This is a genomic window from Calothrix sp. 336/3 (assembly GCF_000734895.2).
Taxonomy (GTDB): domain Bacteria; phylum Cyanobacteriota; class Cyanobacteriia; order Cyanobacteriales; family Nostocaceae; genus 336-3.
Window position 1 is genome coordinate 3407583 of sequence record NZ_CP011382.1, and the last position, 14788, is coordinate 3422370.

The 14788-nt window shown below is 43.3% G+C and carries 14 protein-coding genes and 1 pseudogene; 3 read left to right on the top strand and 12 right to left on the bottom strand.

Annotation, left to right across the window (positions count from 1 at the left end; translation table 11 throughout):
* Positions 1–55: 55 nt before the first annotated feature.
* From ilvD to IJ00_RS28395, 4 genes are all read right to left on the bottom strand, one after another.
* Positions 56–1744 (bottom strand): dihydroxy-acid dehydratase, encoded by a 1689-nt coding sequence (ilvD, locus tag IJ00_RS14435; protein ID WP_035159069.1) that lies wholly within the window; start codon positions 1742–1744, stop codon positions 56–58.
* A 141-nt stretch (positions 1745–1885) separates the two neighbouring features.
* A complete protein-coding gene (locus IJ00_RS14440) occupies positions 1886–2305 on the bottom strand; it encodes a pentapeptide repeat-containing protein (protein ID WP_035154102.1) in 420 nt (139 codons plus the stop codon).
* A 472-nt stretch (positions 2306–2777) separates the two neighbouring features.
* Complete coding sequence (locus IJ00_RS14445) at positions 2778–3563, bottom strand: pentapeptide repeat-containing protein (RefSeq protein ID WP_035154105.1); 786 nt, start codon at positions 3561–3563, stop codon at positions 2778–2780.
* Positions 3564–3702: 139 nt separating this feature from the next.
* The gene (locus IJ00_RS28395) at positions 3703–4005 is read right to left on the bottom strand and encodes a hypothetical protein (protein WP_144416039.1); all 303 of its coding nucleotides are present in this window, start codon (positions 4003–4005) and stop codon (positions 3703–3705) included.
* On the opposite strand from IJ00_RS28395, the gene IJ00_RS14450 reads away from it, so the two are divergent.
* On the top strand, positions 3973–5298 hold the full coding sequence (locus tag IJ00_RS14450) for an IS4 family transposase (RefSeq protein WP_035152048.1): 1326 nt from the start codon (positions 3973–3975) through the stop codon (positions 5296–5298). The two genes, IJ00_RS28395 and IJ00_RS14450, sit on opposite strands and share 33 nt — an antisense overlap.
* A gap of 205 nt (positions 5299–5503) precedes the next feature.
* Here IJ00_RS14450 and IJ00_RS14455 read toward each other — a convergent pair whose 3' ends face one another.
* The 4 genes from IJ00_RS14455 to IJ00_RS14465 form a co-directional block, all read right to left on the bottom strand.
* On the bottom strand, positions 5504–5842 hold the full coding sequence (locus tag IJ00_RS14455) for a DUF433 domain-containing protein (protein ID WP_035154107.1): 339 nt from the start codon (positions 5840–5842) through the stop codon (positions 5504–5506).
* Positions 5843–5943: 101 nt separating this feature from the next.
* Complete coding sequence (locus IJ00_RS29070; protein ID WP_168163484.1) at positions 5944–6090, bottom strand: hypothetical protein; 147 nt, start codon at positions 6088–6090, stop codon at positions 5944–5946.
* Positions 6091–6243: 153 nt separating this feature from the next.
* Positions 6244–6789, bottom strand: coding sequence for a pentapeptide repeat-containing protein (locus IJ00_RS27135; protein WP_035154109.1), 546 nt, complete (start codon positions 6787–6789; stop codon positions 6244–6246).
* A 16-nt stretch (positions 6790–6805) separates the two neighbouring features.
* A complete protein-coding gene (locus IJ00_RS14465; RefSeq protein ID WP_035154110.1) occupies positions 6806–7765 on the bottom strand; it encodes a YegS/Rv2252/BmrU family lipid kinase in 960 nt (319 codons plus the stop codon).
* 272 nt (positions 7766–8037) lie between these two features.
* Here IJ00_RS14465 and hemC point away from each other — a divergent pair, with 272 nt between their 5' ends.
* Positions 8038–9009 (top strand): hydroxymethylbilane synthase, encoded by a 972-nt coding sequence (gene hemC / locus IJ00_RS14470; RefSeq protein ID WP_035154112.1) that lies wholly within the window; start codon positions 8038–8040, stop codon positions 9007–9009.
* Between the two features lie 135 nt (positions 9010–9144).
* The gene (gene glgA, locus IJ00_RS14475; RefSeq protein ID WP_035154113.1) at positions 9145–10599 is read left to right on the top strand and encodes a glycogen synthase GlgA; all 1455 of its coding nucleotides are present in this window, start codon (positions 9145–9147) and stop codon (positions 10597–10599) included.
* Between the two features lie 21 nt (positions 10600–10620).
* On the opposite strand, the gene IJ00_RS14480 is transcribed toward glgA, so the two are convergent.
* The 4 genes and pseudogenes from IJ00_RS14480 to gor all read right to left on the bottom strand — a co-directional run bounded on the left by IJ00_RS14480 (position 10621) and on the right by gor (position 14515).
* Positions 10621–11742: a histidinol-phosphate transaminase gene (locus tag IJ00_RS14480; protein WP_035154114.1), complete on the bottom strand. Its 1122-nt coding sequence runs from the start codon at positions 11740–11742 to the stop codon at positions 10621–10623.
* Between the two features lie 122 nt (positions 11743–11864).
* Entirely contained in the window at positions 11865–12518 is a 654-nt protein-coding gene (locus IJ00_RS14485; protein ID WP_046814822.1) for a YqiA/YcfP family alpha/beta fold hydrolase, read from the bottom strand.
* 325 nt (positions 12519–12843) lie between these two features.
* Positions 12844–12933: pseudogene (locus tag IJ00_RS30175) on the bottom strand (hypothetical protein); the annotation flags it as partial.
* Positions 12934–13135: 202 nt separating this feature from the next.
* Entirely contained in the window at positions 13136–14515 is a 1380-nt protein-coding gene (gene gor, locus IJ00_RS14490) for a glutathione-disulfide reductase (RefSeq protein ID WP_035154115.1), read from the bottom strand.
* Between the last annotated feature and the right edge of the window lie 273 nt (positions 14516–14788).

Below are 14788 nucleotides of genomic sequence, written 5' to 3' on the forward strand. Positions count from 1 at the left end.
ATGCTCTGATAATTGAAATTCCCGACTTGTGCTAAAAGCCGGGAATCAAGAACCTCTAACTAAACAAATCCAAATCAGTTACCGCACCCAAACTGCTGGAAGAAACCAGCTTGGCATACTTTGCTAACACACCCTTACTATAACGGGGGGGACGGGGTTGCCACTTAGCACGACGTTGGGCAAGTTCCTCCTCGGAGATATTCAGTTGGAGCAACCGCCCAGGAGCATCAATCGTAATACTATCTCCTTCCTCTACTAGAGCGATCGCCCCTCCTACTGCGGCTTCGGGAGCAACGTGTCCCACCACCATACCGTAGGTTCCCCCGGAAAAACGACCATCGGTAATTAATCCTACCGAGTCGCCCAATCCTGCCCCGATAATTGCGGAGGTGGGAGCTAGCATTTCCCGCATTCCTGGACCGCCCTTGGGTCCCTCGTAACGAATGACTAACACGTCTCCGGGCTGGATTTTACCCGCCAGAATCGCATCTAAGCTTTCTTCTTCTGATTCAAATACCCGTGCCGGTCCAGTAATTTTCGGCAGTTTTACACCTGTAATTTTTGCTACTGCGCCTTCCTCCGCCAAGTTGCCCTTGAGGATTGCCAGGTGTCCCTGGGCATACATGGGATTATTCCAAGGACGAATCACATCTTGGTCGGGTGATGGCTCTGAGGGCACATCTGCAAGAACCTCAGCAATGGTTTGTCCTGTGATGGTGAGGCAGTCACCGTGTAATAAACCATGGTCTAGTAACATTTTCATGACTAAGGGTACACCTCCGGCTCGGTGTAAATCCGTAGCTACATAGCGACCACTAGGCTTCAAATCACACAATACTGGCACACGGGCACGGATAGTTTCAAAGTCATCTAGACATAATTCCACACCTGCGGCGCGGGCGATCGCCAGGAAATGTAAAACCGCGTTGGTTGAGCCACCCACTGCCATAATTACTGAAATGGCGTTTTCAATGGATTTGCGGGTGATGATATCGCGGGGTAAAAGTTGTTTGCGAATGGCTTCCACCAAAACTTTACCGGATTTTTCAGCGCTCTCGGCTTTTTCGGCATCCTCAGCCGCCATTGTAGAAGAATAGGGTAAACTCATCCCCATAGCTTCAAAGGCTGAAGACATGGTATTTGCTGTATACATTCCCCCACAGGAACCTGCCCCAGGGCAAGCGCGACGCTCAATTTCTAAAAGTTCATTGTCATCCATTTTGCCGGCTTTGTAAGCACCCACCGCTTCAAAAGCGCTGACAACGGTTAAATCACATTCTCGGTAGCTACCAGGCTTGATTGTACCGCCATAGACAAAAATCGCTGGGATATTCATCCGAGCGATCGCAATCATCGAACCTGGCATATTTTTATCACAGCCGCCGATGGTTAAGACTCCATCCATACTTTCGCCATTACAAGCGGTTTCGATGGAATCGGCAATGACTTCCCTGGAAACGAGGGAATATTTCATCCCCTCAGTACCCATGGAAATCCCATCACTGACAGTAATTGTGCCAAATACCTGAGGCATTCCCCCACCATGGCGAATACCCAATTCTGCCCGTTCTGCCAAGGAGTTTAACCCCATATTACAGGGAGTTATAGTGCTGTAAGCATTAGCCACACCCACAATGGCTTTATTAAAATCATCATCTCCAAAACCCGTAGCACGTAACATGGCACGGTTAGGCGATCGCTGTACCCCTTGGGTAATCGATTTACTGCGGAAATTCTCTGACATCTGATTTAACTCAGCACCATTTTTCATGCTGTCGGTGCTTTCCCTCTCTGATTATTTCAAGATATCAGAAGTTGTTATTTGTTATTTCTAGGATTTGTGGTTTTTGGGAATACTTCAGCACTTCAAACTCACCATGGCAGACTATTCGTGAATGCCTCCATCTGGCATAATTGCCCCTTGGAGCAAGGTACCAGTCATATAGGCTCCATACAAATTTGCCTGCTGTAGGCTGGCGGCAGTAAAATCAGCGTCGATTAAATCTGCCATTTTCAGCTTGGCACTATCGAGTTTAGCCCCTGTCAGCTTGGCTTCAAACAAATTTGCCCCATTCAATACTGCATCCTGCAAATTGGCTCCGGTGAGATTGGCTCTGACTAGGGATGCTTCCTGTAGGTTCACACCTTCAAGATTCGCTCTACTCAAATCAGCCTCACTCAGGGAAGCTCCCTGAAAGTTTGCGCCACTTAAGTCAACTCCATGTAAACATAAACCAATCAGTTTTGCGCCTTTAAAGTTTCTCTCTCCTGATTGATATCGCTTTAACAATTCCTTTGCTTCCATTGCACTCAGTTAATGACGGCTCATTGAGTAGCGTGACTCATAGCACATAATTTATCAGTTATTTAAGTAACTTAATATTGAACTCAGAATTAGTTATGGTGTACATATTACTTCTAAATCAAATATTTTGTAGCTATCAGCACAATAAGTTAACTGTAAATTAGTAAGACATTACCATGAATTCATGTATCAAATATGGCGATTGATGGGAAAAGTGTATTTTGTAATGTTGATATTGGGAAAGAAATTAATTAATGAGTAATGAGTAATGGGTGATGAGTAATGAGTAATGAGTGATATCAATTACCTCTTGAAAACTTTGAGATTTCGGAGATAAACCTTTTCCATCATCAAAAGTGGAGTTTTGTCATAGCGACGTAAGCAATATCGGGAGTTCCCAAGTTCTCAAATTCACATCAGAGGTAATTATCTCAATGTGATTCTTTCACATCCATTTTCCCTCTCCCCTGCTCTAAAAGGGTAAAAATTGTAGGAGTAAGGAACCTAAACTGCCAACGAAATTGAGGAAAGAAGGTTTTCCCGTATCCAGTTTTTCTGTATAGGGTGTTTGTAACTCCTTGAGAAAAGCTTGAGCAGTGACTAATCCATTTTGATTGTTTTGACTGGTAAATAATTTTTCTGCAATTTGCGCATCTTTAATGGCTCCCTGTCTGTCTAGGATTTGGTAGCGAGTTACACCACGGGCTAAGTATGCGCCGGCATAATCTGGTTTAATGGCGATCGCCTGATTAAAGTAGTCAATCGCTTGTTGATGAATTCCCCTTTCTGCCGCAGTTACACCCCAAGCATAAAATTGTTCATAGTTGGCAAGTTGCAAGGGAATACCCACTGCACCCTGTAAATTGGCAGTGCTGAGATTTACCCCTGTCAAATCAGCATTTCCTAGGTAGCTGTTACGTAAATCTGTACCCATGACAATCGCTCCTGGAAGTTTGGCTCCTGTGAGGTTTGCACCAAACAAACTCGCTCCACTTAAATCTGCACCGGTTAAATCTGCTGCACTGAGATTTGCTCTACTGAGATTTGCCCCCGTCAGATTTGCCCCCCGCAAATTAGCTCCTGCCAAATTACTAATTACTAAACCCGCACCGCTCAAGTCACAATTCTCACATTGCTTCGTGGCAAGTAATTGTCTTAGATGTTCCGGATTCGCGGCGATCGCAGGACGATACCACGTTAAAATTGTTACTAAGCTTAGACTGGAAAGGTGAGCGATCGCTAAAATTGTTTGCTTCATAGATTTGAATGTGTCTGTTGATTCATCCACCAGTACCGTAGACACATTTATATCTCAGTTACAAACTTTCAGCACTAGAACCGTGGCAGATTTTCTGTCTCAATCTTTGCGTAATTTGGCTTTCATGATTATTGGTTTTTCAATTAATTGGTAAATGAATAATCTGATCTTGATATTCCCCTTCAAAAGAATATTCGGCTAACAAAATTAATTCTTCGAGATTTTGACCTGCACTTAAATTGGGGTTTAGGATAAAAATACCAGGCATGTGGCGATTTTCAGCGATATGCTCATTTAAATGTACAGGCGATTCGTGACAAGTTAAGGTTTTTGAGGTTTTGTCAAGAGCAGTATAGAGGGACTCAAAAAGCTGAGAAACTAGTAATAGTGCATCTTTTGGTTCAAAATCATGCCAACCAAAAAACCGAGAAACCCTGACCATGTTCGTCGTCGAAACACCCCACTTGCGGATAATGAAGCAATAAGCGAACACTTAAAAAATTTGCTGAGTCCAGCAATATACGCTCAAAGTGCCTATTATCGAAGCCTTGGATTACGCGACCGTATACTTAATCTGTCATTAATGGTTGCAGCGATGTTAACTGTGATTTGGCGGCAAGTAGCATCAGTACATGAACTAACTCGAATGTTGGAGCAGGAGGAATTGTTATGGGGTAAAGCTGTTAAAGTATCACAGCAGGGGTTGTCACAGAGGTTTCTCAGTTTTCCAGCAGAACTATTTGAACGAGTGTTTCACGATTTGTTACCATTGTTGAAATCGCGTTGGCTTCTTCGCGAAAAACGAACCCTACCAGCAGCAGTCAAATATGCCAAGAAGCATTTTGTGAATATATGGATTGCGGACGGGTCAACACTCGAAGCTTTATTTCGTAAATTAGATAGTTTAAAAGATGTTCCACAAGGTAAGTTAGCCGGCAAAATATGTACAGTGATTGATTTGTTAACACGATTACCCGTACAAGTTTGGTTTCATACTAATCCCTTAGCACATGATACTAATTTTCTCGATGATTTAATTAATATTGCTAGTGCTAAAACCTTGCTAGTTCTCGACCGTGGCTTTTATGATTTTGGTTTTTTCTTGCGCTTGATTGCCAAACAGGTTGATTTTATTACTCGCATCAAATCAAATGCAGTATTTGATGTTGAGCGAATTTTCAGCTACGACTACACACTTCGAGACCGGATAATTTCCTTCAACACAGAGGATAAACACCAAAAAATATTACGTTTACGTCTCATTGAAGTCAAGCAAGGCAAGACTTGGTATGCCTATGTTACTTCAGTTTTAGATCCTCAAATTCTTCCACCTTATGTCGTTGCCGATCTTTATGCGAAACGATGGAGAATCGAAGAGGCATTTAATACTGCCAAACGCTTGCTGGGGTTAAGTTATCTCTGGACAGGTTCTGTCAATGGTGTCAAGCTTCAAGTTTGGGCAACTTGGTTATTTTATGCAGTTTTAATCGACCTTGCAGATGCTGTTGCTGATGAAATAGCCCTCCCGTTTGAACGCATTTCTTTAGAGATGATTTTTCGTGGGCTTTACCATTTTAATCATGCTTATAACAAGGGTCGAGCAACCGATCCAGTTTTATTTTTTGCTGCTCCAGAGAACAAAAACCTTGATGTTGTTAAGACAATACGAAAAGAGCCTCAAACCCTTGACTTATCGCCTTTTCCTTTACCCTTGACAATTCCTGCTTTTCCTTAACTTGTTACTAATCTGTACAGGCATAGATTTACGATTATTTGTCACTAGAACAAAATTATATTCTTCACACCAGCAAAGAATTTCAGGATCTAAAGTTCCTTTTCTTGGGGTATCAGGTTATCCTACAACCCAAACTACTAAATCTGGTTTTTGTCGCCGCAACTGATTAGTGTATACTGGGTCAACATTCTCGTCCATCAGATATTTAAGCACCACTACCCTGCTTTGTCGCTTCTTTTTCTTGTTTGATTTTTCGCAAGCGAACAATACCTGGAGATGGATTTAAATATTGTGCTTTGCGTTGCTGGTGTCCCCACTCCAACCAGTCAGTGATATAGTCGCTAACCGTTTCTTTGTTGTGCAAATAATAAAGAATAGTTGCGTATACTTGTTCTAAACTCAAAGATGTGTAAGTTTGGGCAATTTCTTCGGGAGTTCGAGAACGATAAATATACTCGTATAGGATTGTTTCAATTCCTATCCGTGAACCTTTGATACGAATATCATCAGGTGCTAGGAAATTGAAGTAATCTTCTAGTTGCATAATTTTATTTTTAGTTTATTCTGATTTTAAAACAAATATTGCTTGCTCTCAAATCAGACAACGCATACAAACCTCGAAACCGAAACCATCGTTAAATTTGACTATTCCATCTGCTGTTGAAATAGCAAAACAGGTTGAGTTAAAGCTTTATTTTGTTTGTGACGAGTTTGAGAACCTGACAAACCTGCGGAAATACTGATAGCAAACGTGAGGGTAATCGCTAGGATGATTTTTTCCAGCACCGTCATTCCCCCTAATACTCAGTAGTCAATTCAGCACTCCACTATTTTCTCCAGTAGGATAATATTCTTTCAACAGAGGTGCTACTTAAAACTGAGAATAGATTATTTGTTCAAACCATGGCTGTGATTACCATCACCAAGAAATGTGATTCCGTGAATTTACGGATTTTTTTCGCTGCCAACTTTTTTAATTCCTCGCAAATTTGCCCCATCCAAGCGAGTTCCATTTAAGTTTGCCCCTGTGATGTTAGCATTTTCCAAATTTGCACCCCGTAAGTCAGCATTAGTCAGGTTGGCGTTTTCCAGGTTTGCGGCTTTGAGGTTTGCTCCACTTAAATTTGCTCCGCTCAGATTTACCCCGCTTAAGTTAGTATTAGCTAAATTCGCGCCCCCTAGGTTTGCGTCACTGAGATTTATTTGTGTTAAGTTTCTGCCCTGCCAATTCACACCACCGAGATTCTTGGCGGGTTCACGAGTGGGAATTACTACGTAATTTGGCGACTTTGATGGTATTACTTGTAGCTCAGTATCTACGGGTGCTTCTGTGGAGTTAGGGATGGATGGACTTGATATCTCAGTGCTGGTATTTCGGGGCTGCTCAACACTTCTTAATACTAAGTATACAACGACACCCACTAACAAAGTTGCTCCTGTGAGAACAGCAGCAAGGGTGAAAATTAAACCTTGACGCTTTTGTGGGTGCATAGGGGGGACTTGTAAATTAATTCTTGACTTCAATTACGAGATTGGGTAATCCGTCGAGTTTCTCAAAGGGTACAATTTCCTCGACTGCGGGAACCAATATTTTTAAAGCTTGGGGAATACATTTTATCTCTACGGGTGTTGTTCCTAGCATTTCTCCATCGATGACGACTTTTTGGGGTGGCTTGGTTGTAATTTTAAATTGTTTCCCTCGCAGATAGCCAATATCGTTTCGTTCGACAGGATTACCTGCGGAAGCGGTTTGGAAAAGATGAATTGTCGCAGCGATCGCCGCAGCTTTATTCGCAGGTGCAACGATGGTTAAGTCTAGTAACCCATCATCCACAATAACTCCGGCGGGTCCCTGGGCTAATACGGAAGTTTGAGGAGCTGCATTTGCAATAGTCACAGCACAAGCAGAGGTTTTAATAATTTTGTCTTCGGTTTCAATTTCTACCTCAAAGTTTTCTAATTCTCCTAATTCCTGTAAACCTGCCAGAATGTATGCAAGAATACCAAAGCGGTTTTTTGCTTCCCTATCAGCGCGTTCCACCGTTTCTGCTTCAAAACCAATCCCTGCCAATAAAACCATAGGATAACCGTTACAATCAGCCACATCCACATAGCGTGTATTCCCTTGGATAATTGTCTGGCAGGCAGAGTCAATTGTATCTGGAATACCTAAGGCATTCGCAAAAGCGTTGGCAGTTCCCCTAGAAATGACACCAAAGGGAATGTCGCAACCGATAACAGCATTTGCAGCAGCAGAGAGAGTACCATCCCCACCGGAAGCAACGATGGTATCAACACCCCGTTGTACTGCTGCTAGTGCTAGTTGATCAGCTCCGACTTCCACAGTCGTCAAGCAGATATCGATATCAAATACTGGCTCTAATATTGTCTTGATTTGTGCTAAATCTTGTTCTGGGTTTCCCTGACCTGCGACAGGATTAAAGATGAGGCAAAGAGAACGCTTCATATATTTTAATGTTAATTCTAGGGGGATAAATTACTCAACTATTTTTCCCTAGGGATAGCGATCGCTACTTCCCCCAGAGGAAGGAAAAGGCAAAGGGGTAAAGGATACAGAACTATCAGCTATCACCTGTTAGTTATCAACTGTTAGCTATCAACTATCACCTGTTATCTGTCAGCAATGACTAACGAGGATGGAAATTTTGCATTTTGAATTCCTTTAGGCGGTAGTCTAGATGAGAGTGAATTTATCTTGGCACTTTGACAAACTGACTTATGACATCTGTTGTTTCTCCACCTCGTACAATTCGCATTGGTTCGCGTAAAAGTCAACTTGCTCTGGTTCAGACTTATTGGGTGAAAGCAGAACTTGAGAAAAGTTTCCCCGATATCAATTTTGAAGTCCATACCATGTCTACCCAAGGGGATAAAATCCTGGATGTGGCACTTGCCAAGATAGGTGACAAGGGATTGTTTACTAAGGAATTGGAAGTGGGAATGATTAACCGGGAAATCGATTTCGCGGTACATTCCTTAAAGGATTTGCCGACTCGCTTACCGGAAGGTTTAGCCTTAGCTGCCATTACCGAACGGGAAAATCCCGCCGATGCTTTAGTAGTTCATGAAAAACATCAAGACAAGCAGCTCGATACCCTTCCTGCTGGTGCTGTGATTGGTACTTCCTCTCTGCGACGGTTAGCGCAATTACGCAACAAATATCCCCACTTTACCTTTAAAGATGTGCGGGGGAATTTAAATACTCGCTTGGCAAAATTGGATGCTGGGGAATATGATGCGCTGATTCTCGCTGCTGCTGGGTTACAACGCTTGGGAATGGGCGATCGCGTCCATCAAGTCATCCCCAAGGAAGTCTCTCTCCATGCTGTCGGACAAGGCGCTCTTGGCATCGAATGTCGTGCCGATGATGTAGACTTAATCTCCCTCCTGAAAGCTATTGAACACCCTCCTACCCGCGATCGCTGTCTGGCAGAACGGGCATTTCTGCGTGACTTAGAAGGTGGTTGTCAAGTGCCTATCGGTGTAAATACTGAGATTGATGGTGAGAATTTAGCCTTGACTGGGGTTGTTGCCAGTATTGACGGCACTCAATTAGTGAAAGATACTGTTACAGGCAAAGCCGCAGAAGCAGAAAAAATCGGCACAGAACTTGCCCAGCTTTTACGGCAACAGGGAGCGCAACCCATCCTAGAGGAAATCTTCGCCGAAATTCAACGCGGTTTGAAGTAAGTGCTAAGTCATCGGTGGTGAATGATGAGGATAATTTTGGGAATTAGTCAAGAGCCATTCCCGATTTCCCCCATTCCCTACCATAATTAACTGTTGACCATTAACCATTGACTAATCGGGGAAAAGTAAATTACCATGCGGATTCTATTTGTAGCAGCAGAAGCAGCACCCGTGGCAAAAGTCGGCGGTATGGGTGATGTGGTGGGAGCGCTACCCAAAGTCTTGAGAAAAATGGGGCATGATGTCCGTATATTCATGCCTTACTACGGCTTTTTGCCAGACAAAATGGAAATCCCCAAGGAATCAATCTGGAAGGGCTATGCCATGTTCCAAGACTTTGCAGTCTACGAAACAGTTCTGCCTGGTACGGATGTTCCATTGTATTTATTCGGACATCCTGCTTTTAATCCCCGTCGCATCTACGCCGGAGAGGATGAAGCTTGGCGCTTTACCCTCTTTGCCAATGGAGCGGCAGAGTTTTGCTGGAATTATTGGAAACCAGAGATTGTTCATTGTCATGATTGGCACACGGGAATGATTCCCGTCTGGATGCACCAATCTCCCGATATTAGTACTGTATTTACCATTCACAACCTTGCCTATCAAGGTCCTTGGCGTTGGTATCTAGAGAAGATTACCTGGTGTCCTTGGTATATGCAGGGACATAACACCATGGCGGCAGCTGTGCAGTTTGCAGATAGGGTGAATACTGTTTCTCCCACCTATGCAGAGCAAATTAAGACAGCTAGTTATGGTGAAGAATTAGAAGGGTTAATGTCGTTTATTAGTGGTAAGTTATCAGGGATTATTAACGGTATTGATACGGATGTTTACGACCCTACCACTGATAAATATATTGCTCAAAGTTTTAGCACTGAGACTCTCGACAAACGCAAGGCAAATAAAGTCTCCTTGCAGGAGGAAGTCGGTTTAGAAGTTAATAGTAACGCCTTCTTAATCGGTATGGTGACGCGGTTAGTCGAGCAAAAAGGCATTGACTTAGTGTTACAGATTTTGGATCGGTTTATGGCATATACCGATGCTCAATTTGTTTTACTGGGAACTGGCGATCGCTACTATGAAAGTCAAATGTGGCAGATGGCATCCCGCTATCCAGGGAGAATGGCAACCTACCTACTCTACAATGATGCCCTTGCCCGTCGCATCTATGCTGGTACAGATGTATTCCTAATGCCGAGTCGCTTTGAACCCTGTGGAATTAGCCAAATGATGGCACTACGCTATGGTTCTGTTCCCATTGTGCGGCGTACGGGAGGGCTTGTAGATACTGTATCTCACCATGACCCCATGAATGAAGCGGGTACTGGTTACTGTTTTGACCGCTACGAACCCCTAGATTTATTCACCTGTATGATTCGTGCTTGGGAAGGTTTCCGTTATAAACCCCAGTGGCAAGCAATGCAGCAGAGGGGAATGAATCAAGACTTCAGTTGGTATCAATCAGCGAAACAGTATGATGCACTCTACCGCTCCATGTATGGTTTACCTGAACCAGAAAGCGCCCCCCAACCAGAAGCTATTGCACAGACAAGCACCCCCCAACCAGAAGTTGTTACCAGTGCAGAGTAGGAGGGAGTAAAAATTAGGGAGTCATCTTGCTGCTTGCAATCGTTCCAGGGTACGGCTATTCTCTGCTGGTGTTCCAATAGTGATGCGTAAACCCTGATTGATTTCCCTAACTAAGGTTCCTTGGGCTTTCAATTGCTGATGTAGTTGTTTTAAAGAGGATGCATCCCCTGTCACCGGACGGAGAAAGATAAAATTAGTTGTACTATCCCAAACTTGAAAACTGGGATTGGCAGAGAGATGGGCAATCATCTTGTCTCTTTCCGTCAAGGTTTCAGAGATACTTGCGAGTAATAATTGGCGGTTTTGCATTGCCGCGATCGCTGCTGCTAAGGAAAAGCTAGGTAGGTTGTAAGGTAAACGCACTTTCTCTAAAATGGCAATCAGTTCTGGATGGGCAATACAGTAACCTACACGATGTGCCGCCAGACGAAAAGCTTTAGAAAAAGTCCGTAGAACTGTCCAGTTCTCATGGTGTAATATCTCACCAACTAGGCTGCTTTGACTAAATTCAAAATATGCCTCGTCAATCACGACTAATATTTCCCTTGGTAAACTTTTTAACCAAGATATTTCAGCATCGGTGAGAGCATTGGCTGTGGGGGAATTGGGATGCACCACAAAAACTGCCCGGATGGGGGGATTTTGGGTTGATTCTATGGCACTTTGGGCAGCATTGATATCTATGGCAAAATTATCTGAGTTTCTCGGTACGGTGACAACGGGAATACCAAGGGTTTGTGCCAAGATTGCATACATGGAAAAGGTGGGGTGAGCAACCAAAATTGCACCCTGATGCAGACAGGTAGCAATTAATAGGGAGCGGATGAGTTCATCAGAACCGTTACCCACAGAAATATGCTCAGAAGTAATGCTAGAGGCAGCAAGATGGGCAGATTCGTTGACATATTCGGCGATCGCCCTCTTTAATTCTTCATGCCCACCATCAGGATAACGGTTACTCTCAATAATTTGCTGATAGTTCCATGCTAGCTTTTCCTTAAGTTCACTAGGCAAATCATAGGGACTTTCGTTAGTATCTAATCTATCAATTTGCGTCGGTTGTACTGGTTCAGCATTATCACTTCCAGGATGAGGTTTATAGGCACTGAACTTGGCTAAATCTGGACGAATAAATGGCAACATAAATATTCTCGATTGGGGATGCAATTTATGAGTAATGAGTAGGAAATTAAGCTTTGAAACTCTGATGAGATAAGAGGCGTTTCTAATTCACAGAAAACATAATTTCACTCCCAGAATCCAGATTATACAGTTTTTTGAGAATCAAAAAAATTGTGATGTTGTTTGATTCCTTGCCAAATTTCTGCCAAAACATTATCTAAAGCATGATCGCTATCTAACTCCACCAATTTTACCCAAGGGCGGTTTTTGGCATAGTTACGACTTGCTTGAATGGGGATAACTTCGTCATGGATACCATGGAAAATTAAGGTTGGTAGGGAACGCTGCAATTTTTTATCATGATATTGCTGGGCATCTAGGATGAAATCATAACTGAGAGGCAATTCTTGTTTTTCCCCGTAGTGATAGACATTGATATAATTTTCTTCCTGCCAATTTTTAACTTTTTCCTCTCCTAATTTCGGCAACCAGTGGGAAAGAAAATCAAAGGCAGGAGCAAGTAAAATTAACTGTTGTACCTGGTGATATTTTTCTGCAATTAGGGCAGAAGTTAATCCTCCTAAACTGGAACCAATTAATGTCACCTGCGATGATGGTTCAGAAAACTGGGAACTAATTTGCTGAATTTGCCGAGTAATAGTCAGGTGGGAAAAATCACCTTGATTTAAGTCGGGGATATCTAGGGAAAGGGAAAGTTGAGAGTAGCGATCGCGGAAATATTTCGCCTTCGCAGAATTAGGGCTAGAGGCAAAACCATGAAGGTAGATGTATTGCAATTTATGCAACTCCTGGAAACAAGGGGAATAGGTATTTTTATTTTCTATTTTCGACTTTATCCAAAATTAAGAGGATTGTGATATTTAGCTGCTGAGAAGCTCTTCTAGCCTTCCTTAAAAAGCATTTGTAGGTTGGGTTAGAGGATGTTTGAAAAGTGGTATCTTGTCATTTTTATAACATTTTTACCCCCCTTAGTCCCCCCTTGTAAAGGGTGGAAGCAAGAAAAATCCGGTTCCCTCCCCTTTGCAAGGGGAGGGTTAGGGCGGGGTAAAAAACATTTGATACATCAAACATGACTTTTCAAACAACGTCATTGCTCGAAAATCAGATTTCACTGACAAACCTCCAATTTCCATTTGGGTATATCCCAATCAAAATTTCTTCTCCTGTAAGAAGAATGGCATTCCCAGTTCTCTCATCCCAACGTGATGTTAATGAGTAATGTCATTGCGATCGCGTAGCTTGCCATTATAGCTGTCAAGCCAAAGGCTGAACCCACAGTCACTTTACCCCTCCCCTTTTATCCCCTCCCCGAAATCGAGAAGGGGAAATTCAAGCGAATGCGAGAATTGAGGTGGGGTTTATAGATATTTCATCTTGACACGTAGGTATTACCCTAACGCATGGTGACAAATTCCTCCGCAGCGCTGGGGTGGATGCCGACGGTAGCATCAAAATCGGCTTTGGTGGCTCCCATTTTCACCGCGATCGCCACTCCTTGAATGATTTCGGCGGCGTTTTCTCCCACCATATGCGCTCCGAGAATCTTTTCGGTGGCTGTTTCCACTACCAACTTCATCATGGTTTTCTCGTCTTTCCCCGTCAAGGTGTAGTACATGGGGCGAAAACGGGTACGAAAAATAGTTACATTATCTTCACCGTATTTTTTCTTGGCTTCTGCTTCCGTTAAGCCGACTGTGGCTGCTTCGGGGGTGGAAAACACAGCAGTGGCAATGGTTTCGTGACTGAAGAGGCGGCGGTTATTGCCAAATTCACTATCCGCAAAGGCTCTGCCTTCCCCAATTGCTACTGGAGTGAGGTTGATTCTATCCGTAACATCACCGACAGCGTAGATATTTGACTGGGATGTTTGACTCGATTCATTCACCGCGATCGCCTGGGTAGATTTATATCCAGGTCCCTCCAACTGGCTGGAAACCATTTCCACTCCGGCATTTTCTAAGCCTAAACCGTCCACATTGGGGGTTCTCCCGGTGGCAGCTAAGAAGACATCGGCAGTTATCGCTGGCTGATTCTCGTCGGCAAAGTTGATTTTTATACCTTCTGGGGTTTTCTCTAAGGATTGCACCACCGCATTTTTAACAATGTTAATCCCGTGTTGAATCATCCCTTCTTGGATATTGTTGCGGATATCATCGTCAAAACCCTTGAGAATTAAGTCTTTGCGGATAATTTGTGTCACCTGACAACCCAAACCCCGCATAATACAAGCGAATTCTGTGCCAATGTAACCAGCACCGATGATGGCGATATGCTGGGGCTTTTCCTGGAGATGAAAAATTTCATTGGAAGTGATTGCGTGTTCCATTCCCGGTAAATCTGGTTTCACCGGACGACCACCCACAGCAATTAAAATTTTCTCAGTGGTGTATTTTTTGCCGTCTACTTCCACGGTGTGGGCATCAATCAGGGTACCACGACCAGAGATTAACTGTACCCCAGCTTTTTCTAGAAAACTAATATGTAATTTTGACAGTCGGCGAACTTCGTTATCAATGGATGTGATGAATTTTTCCCAATCTAAATTGTATTCCCCTACTTCCCAGCCGTACCCTGCCGCATCTGTAAACAAAGCCGGAAAGTGAGAAGCGTATACCATGAGCTTTTTGGGGACACAACCACGAATCACACAGGTACCACCGACTAAATCATTTTCCGCGATCGCTACCTTTGCCCCATAGCTAGCAGCACGTTTAGAAGCGGCTAATCCACCAGAACCCGCACCGATAACGAATAAATCATAATCGTAAGTCATAAAATCTTCCTGAAGTTATCAAAGGATAGAAATTTTCCAGTATACGTGAAGCCAGAAGGCAGGGAGAAAAGGATGTTTCTCTTTTCTGTGAGCGGTTAACCGTTAACTGTTATCTGTTAAATATTGCCTTACCCATTACCCATTCCCCATTCCCCATTCCCCATTCTCCCGTTCGACTCCGCTCACGGCAAGCATTACCCATTAACAGATTTATCGTACTTTCAGTTACAGTTATTCTTTCAATATATAAGTGAAAATGTAAATCGATATCTT

Coding starts and splice junctions, on each gene's coding strand:
- ilvD (WP_035159069.1), bottom strand. CDS start 1,744: ATGTCAGAGAATTTCCGCAGTAAATCGATTACCCAAGGGGTACAGCGA.
- IJ00_RS14440 (WP_035154102.1), bottom strand. CDS start 2,305: ATGGAAGCAAAGGAATTGTTAAAGCGATATCAATCAGGAGAGAGAAAC.
- IJ00_RS14445 (WP_035154105.1), bottom strand. CDS start 3,563: ATGAAGCAAACAATTTTAGCGATCGCTCACCTTTCCAGTCTAAGCTTA.
- IJ00_RS14450 (WP_035152048.1), top strand. CDS start 3,973: ATGCCAACCAAAAAACCGAGAAACCCTGACCATGTTCGTCGTCGAAAC.
- IJ00_RS28395 (WP_144416039.1), bottom strand. CDS start 4,005: ATGGTCAGGGTTTCTCGGTTTTTTGGTTGGCATGATTTTGAACCAAAA.
- IJ00_RS14455 (WP_035154107.1), bottom strand. CDS start 5,842: ATGCAACTAGAAGATTACTTCAATTTCCTAGCACCTGATGATATTCGT.
- IJ00_RS29070 (WP_168163484.1), bottom strand. CDS start 6,090: ATGACGGTGCTGGAAAAAATCATCCTAGCGATTACCCTCACGTTTGCT.
- IJ00_RS27135 (WP_035154109.1), bottom strand. CDS start 6,789: ATGCACCCACAAAAGCGTCAAGGTTTAATTTTCACCCTTGCTGCTGTT.
- IJ00_RS14465 (WP_035154110.1), bottom strand. CDS start 7,765: ATGAAGCGTTCTCTTTGCCTCATCTTTAATCCTGTCGCAGGTCAGGGA.
- hemC (WP_035154112.1), top strand. CDS start 8,038: ATGACATCTGTTGTTTCTCCACCTCGTACAATTCGCATTGGTTCGCGT.
- glgA (WP_035154113.1), top strand. CDS start 9,145: ATGCGGATTCTATTTGTAGCAGCAGAAGCAGCACCCGTGGCAAAAGTC.
- IJ00_RS14480 (WP_035154114.1), bottom strand. CDS start 11,742: ATGTTGCCATTTATTCGTCCAGATTTAGCCAAGTTCAGTGCCTATAAA.
- gor (WP_035154115.1), bottom strand. CDS start 14,515: ATGACTTACGATTATGATTTATTCGTTATCGGTGCGGGTTCTGGTGGA.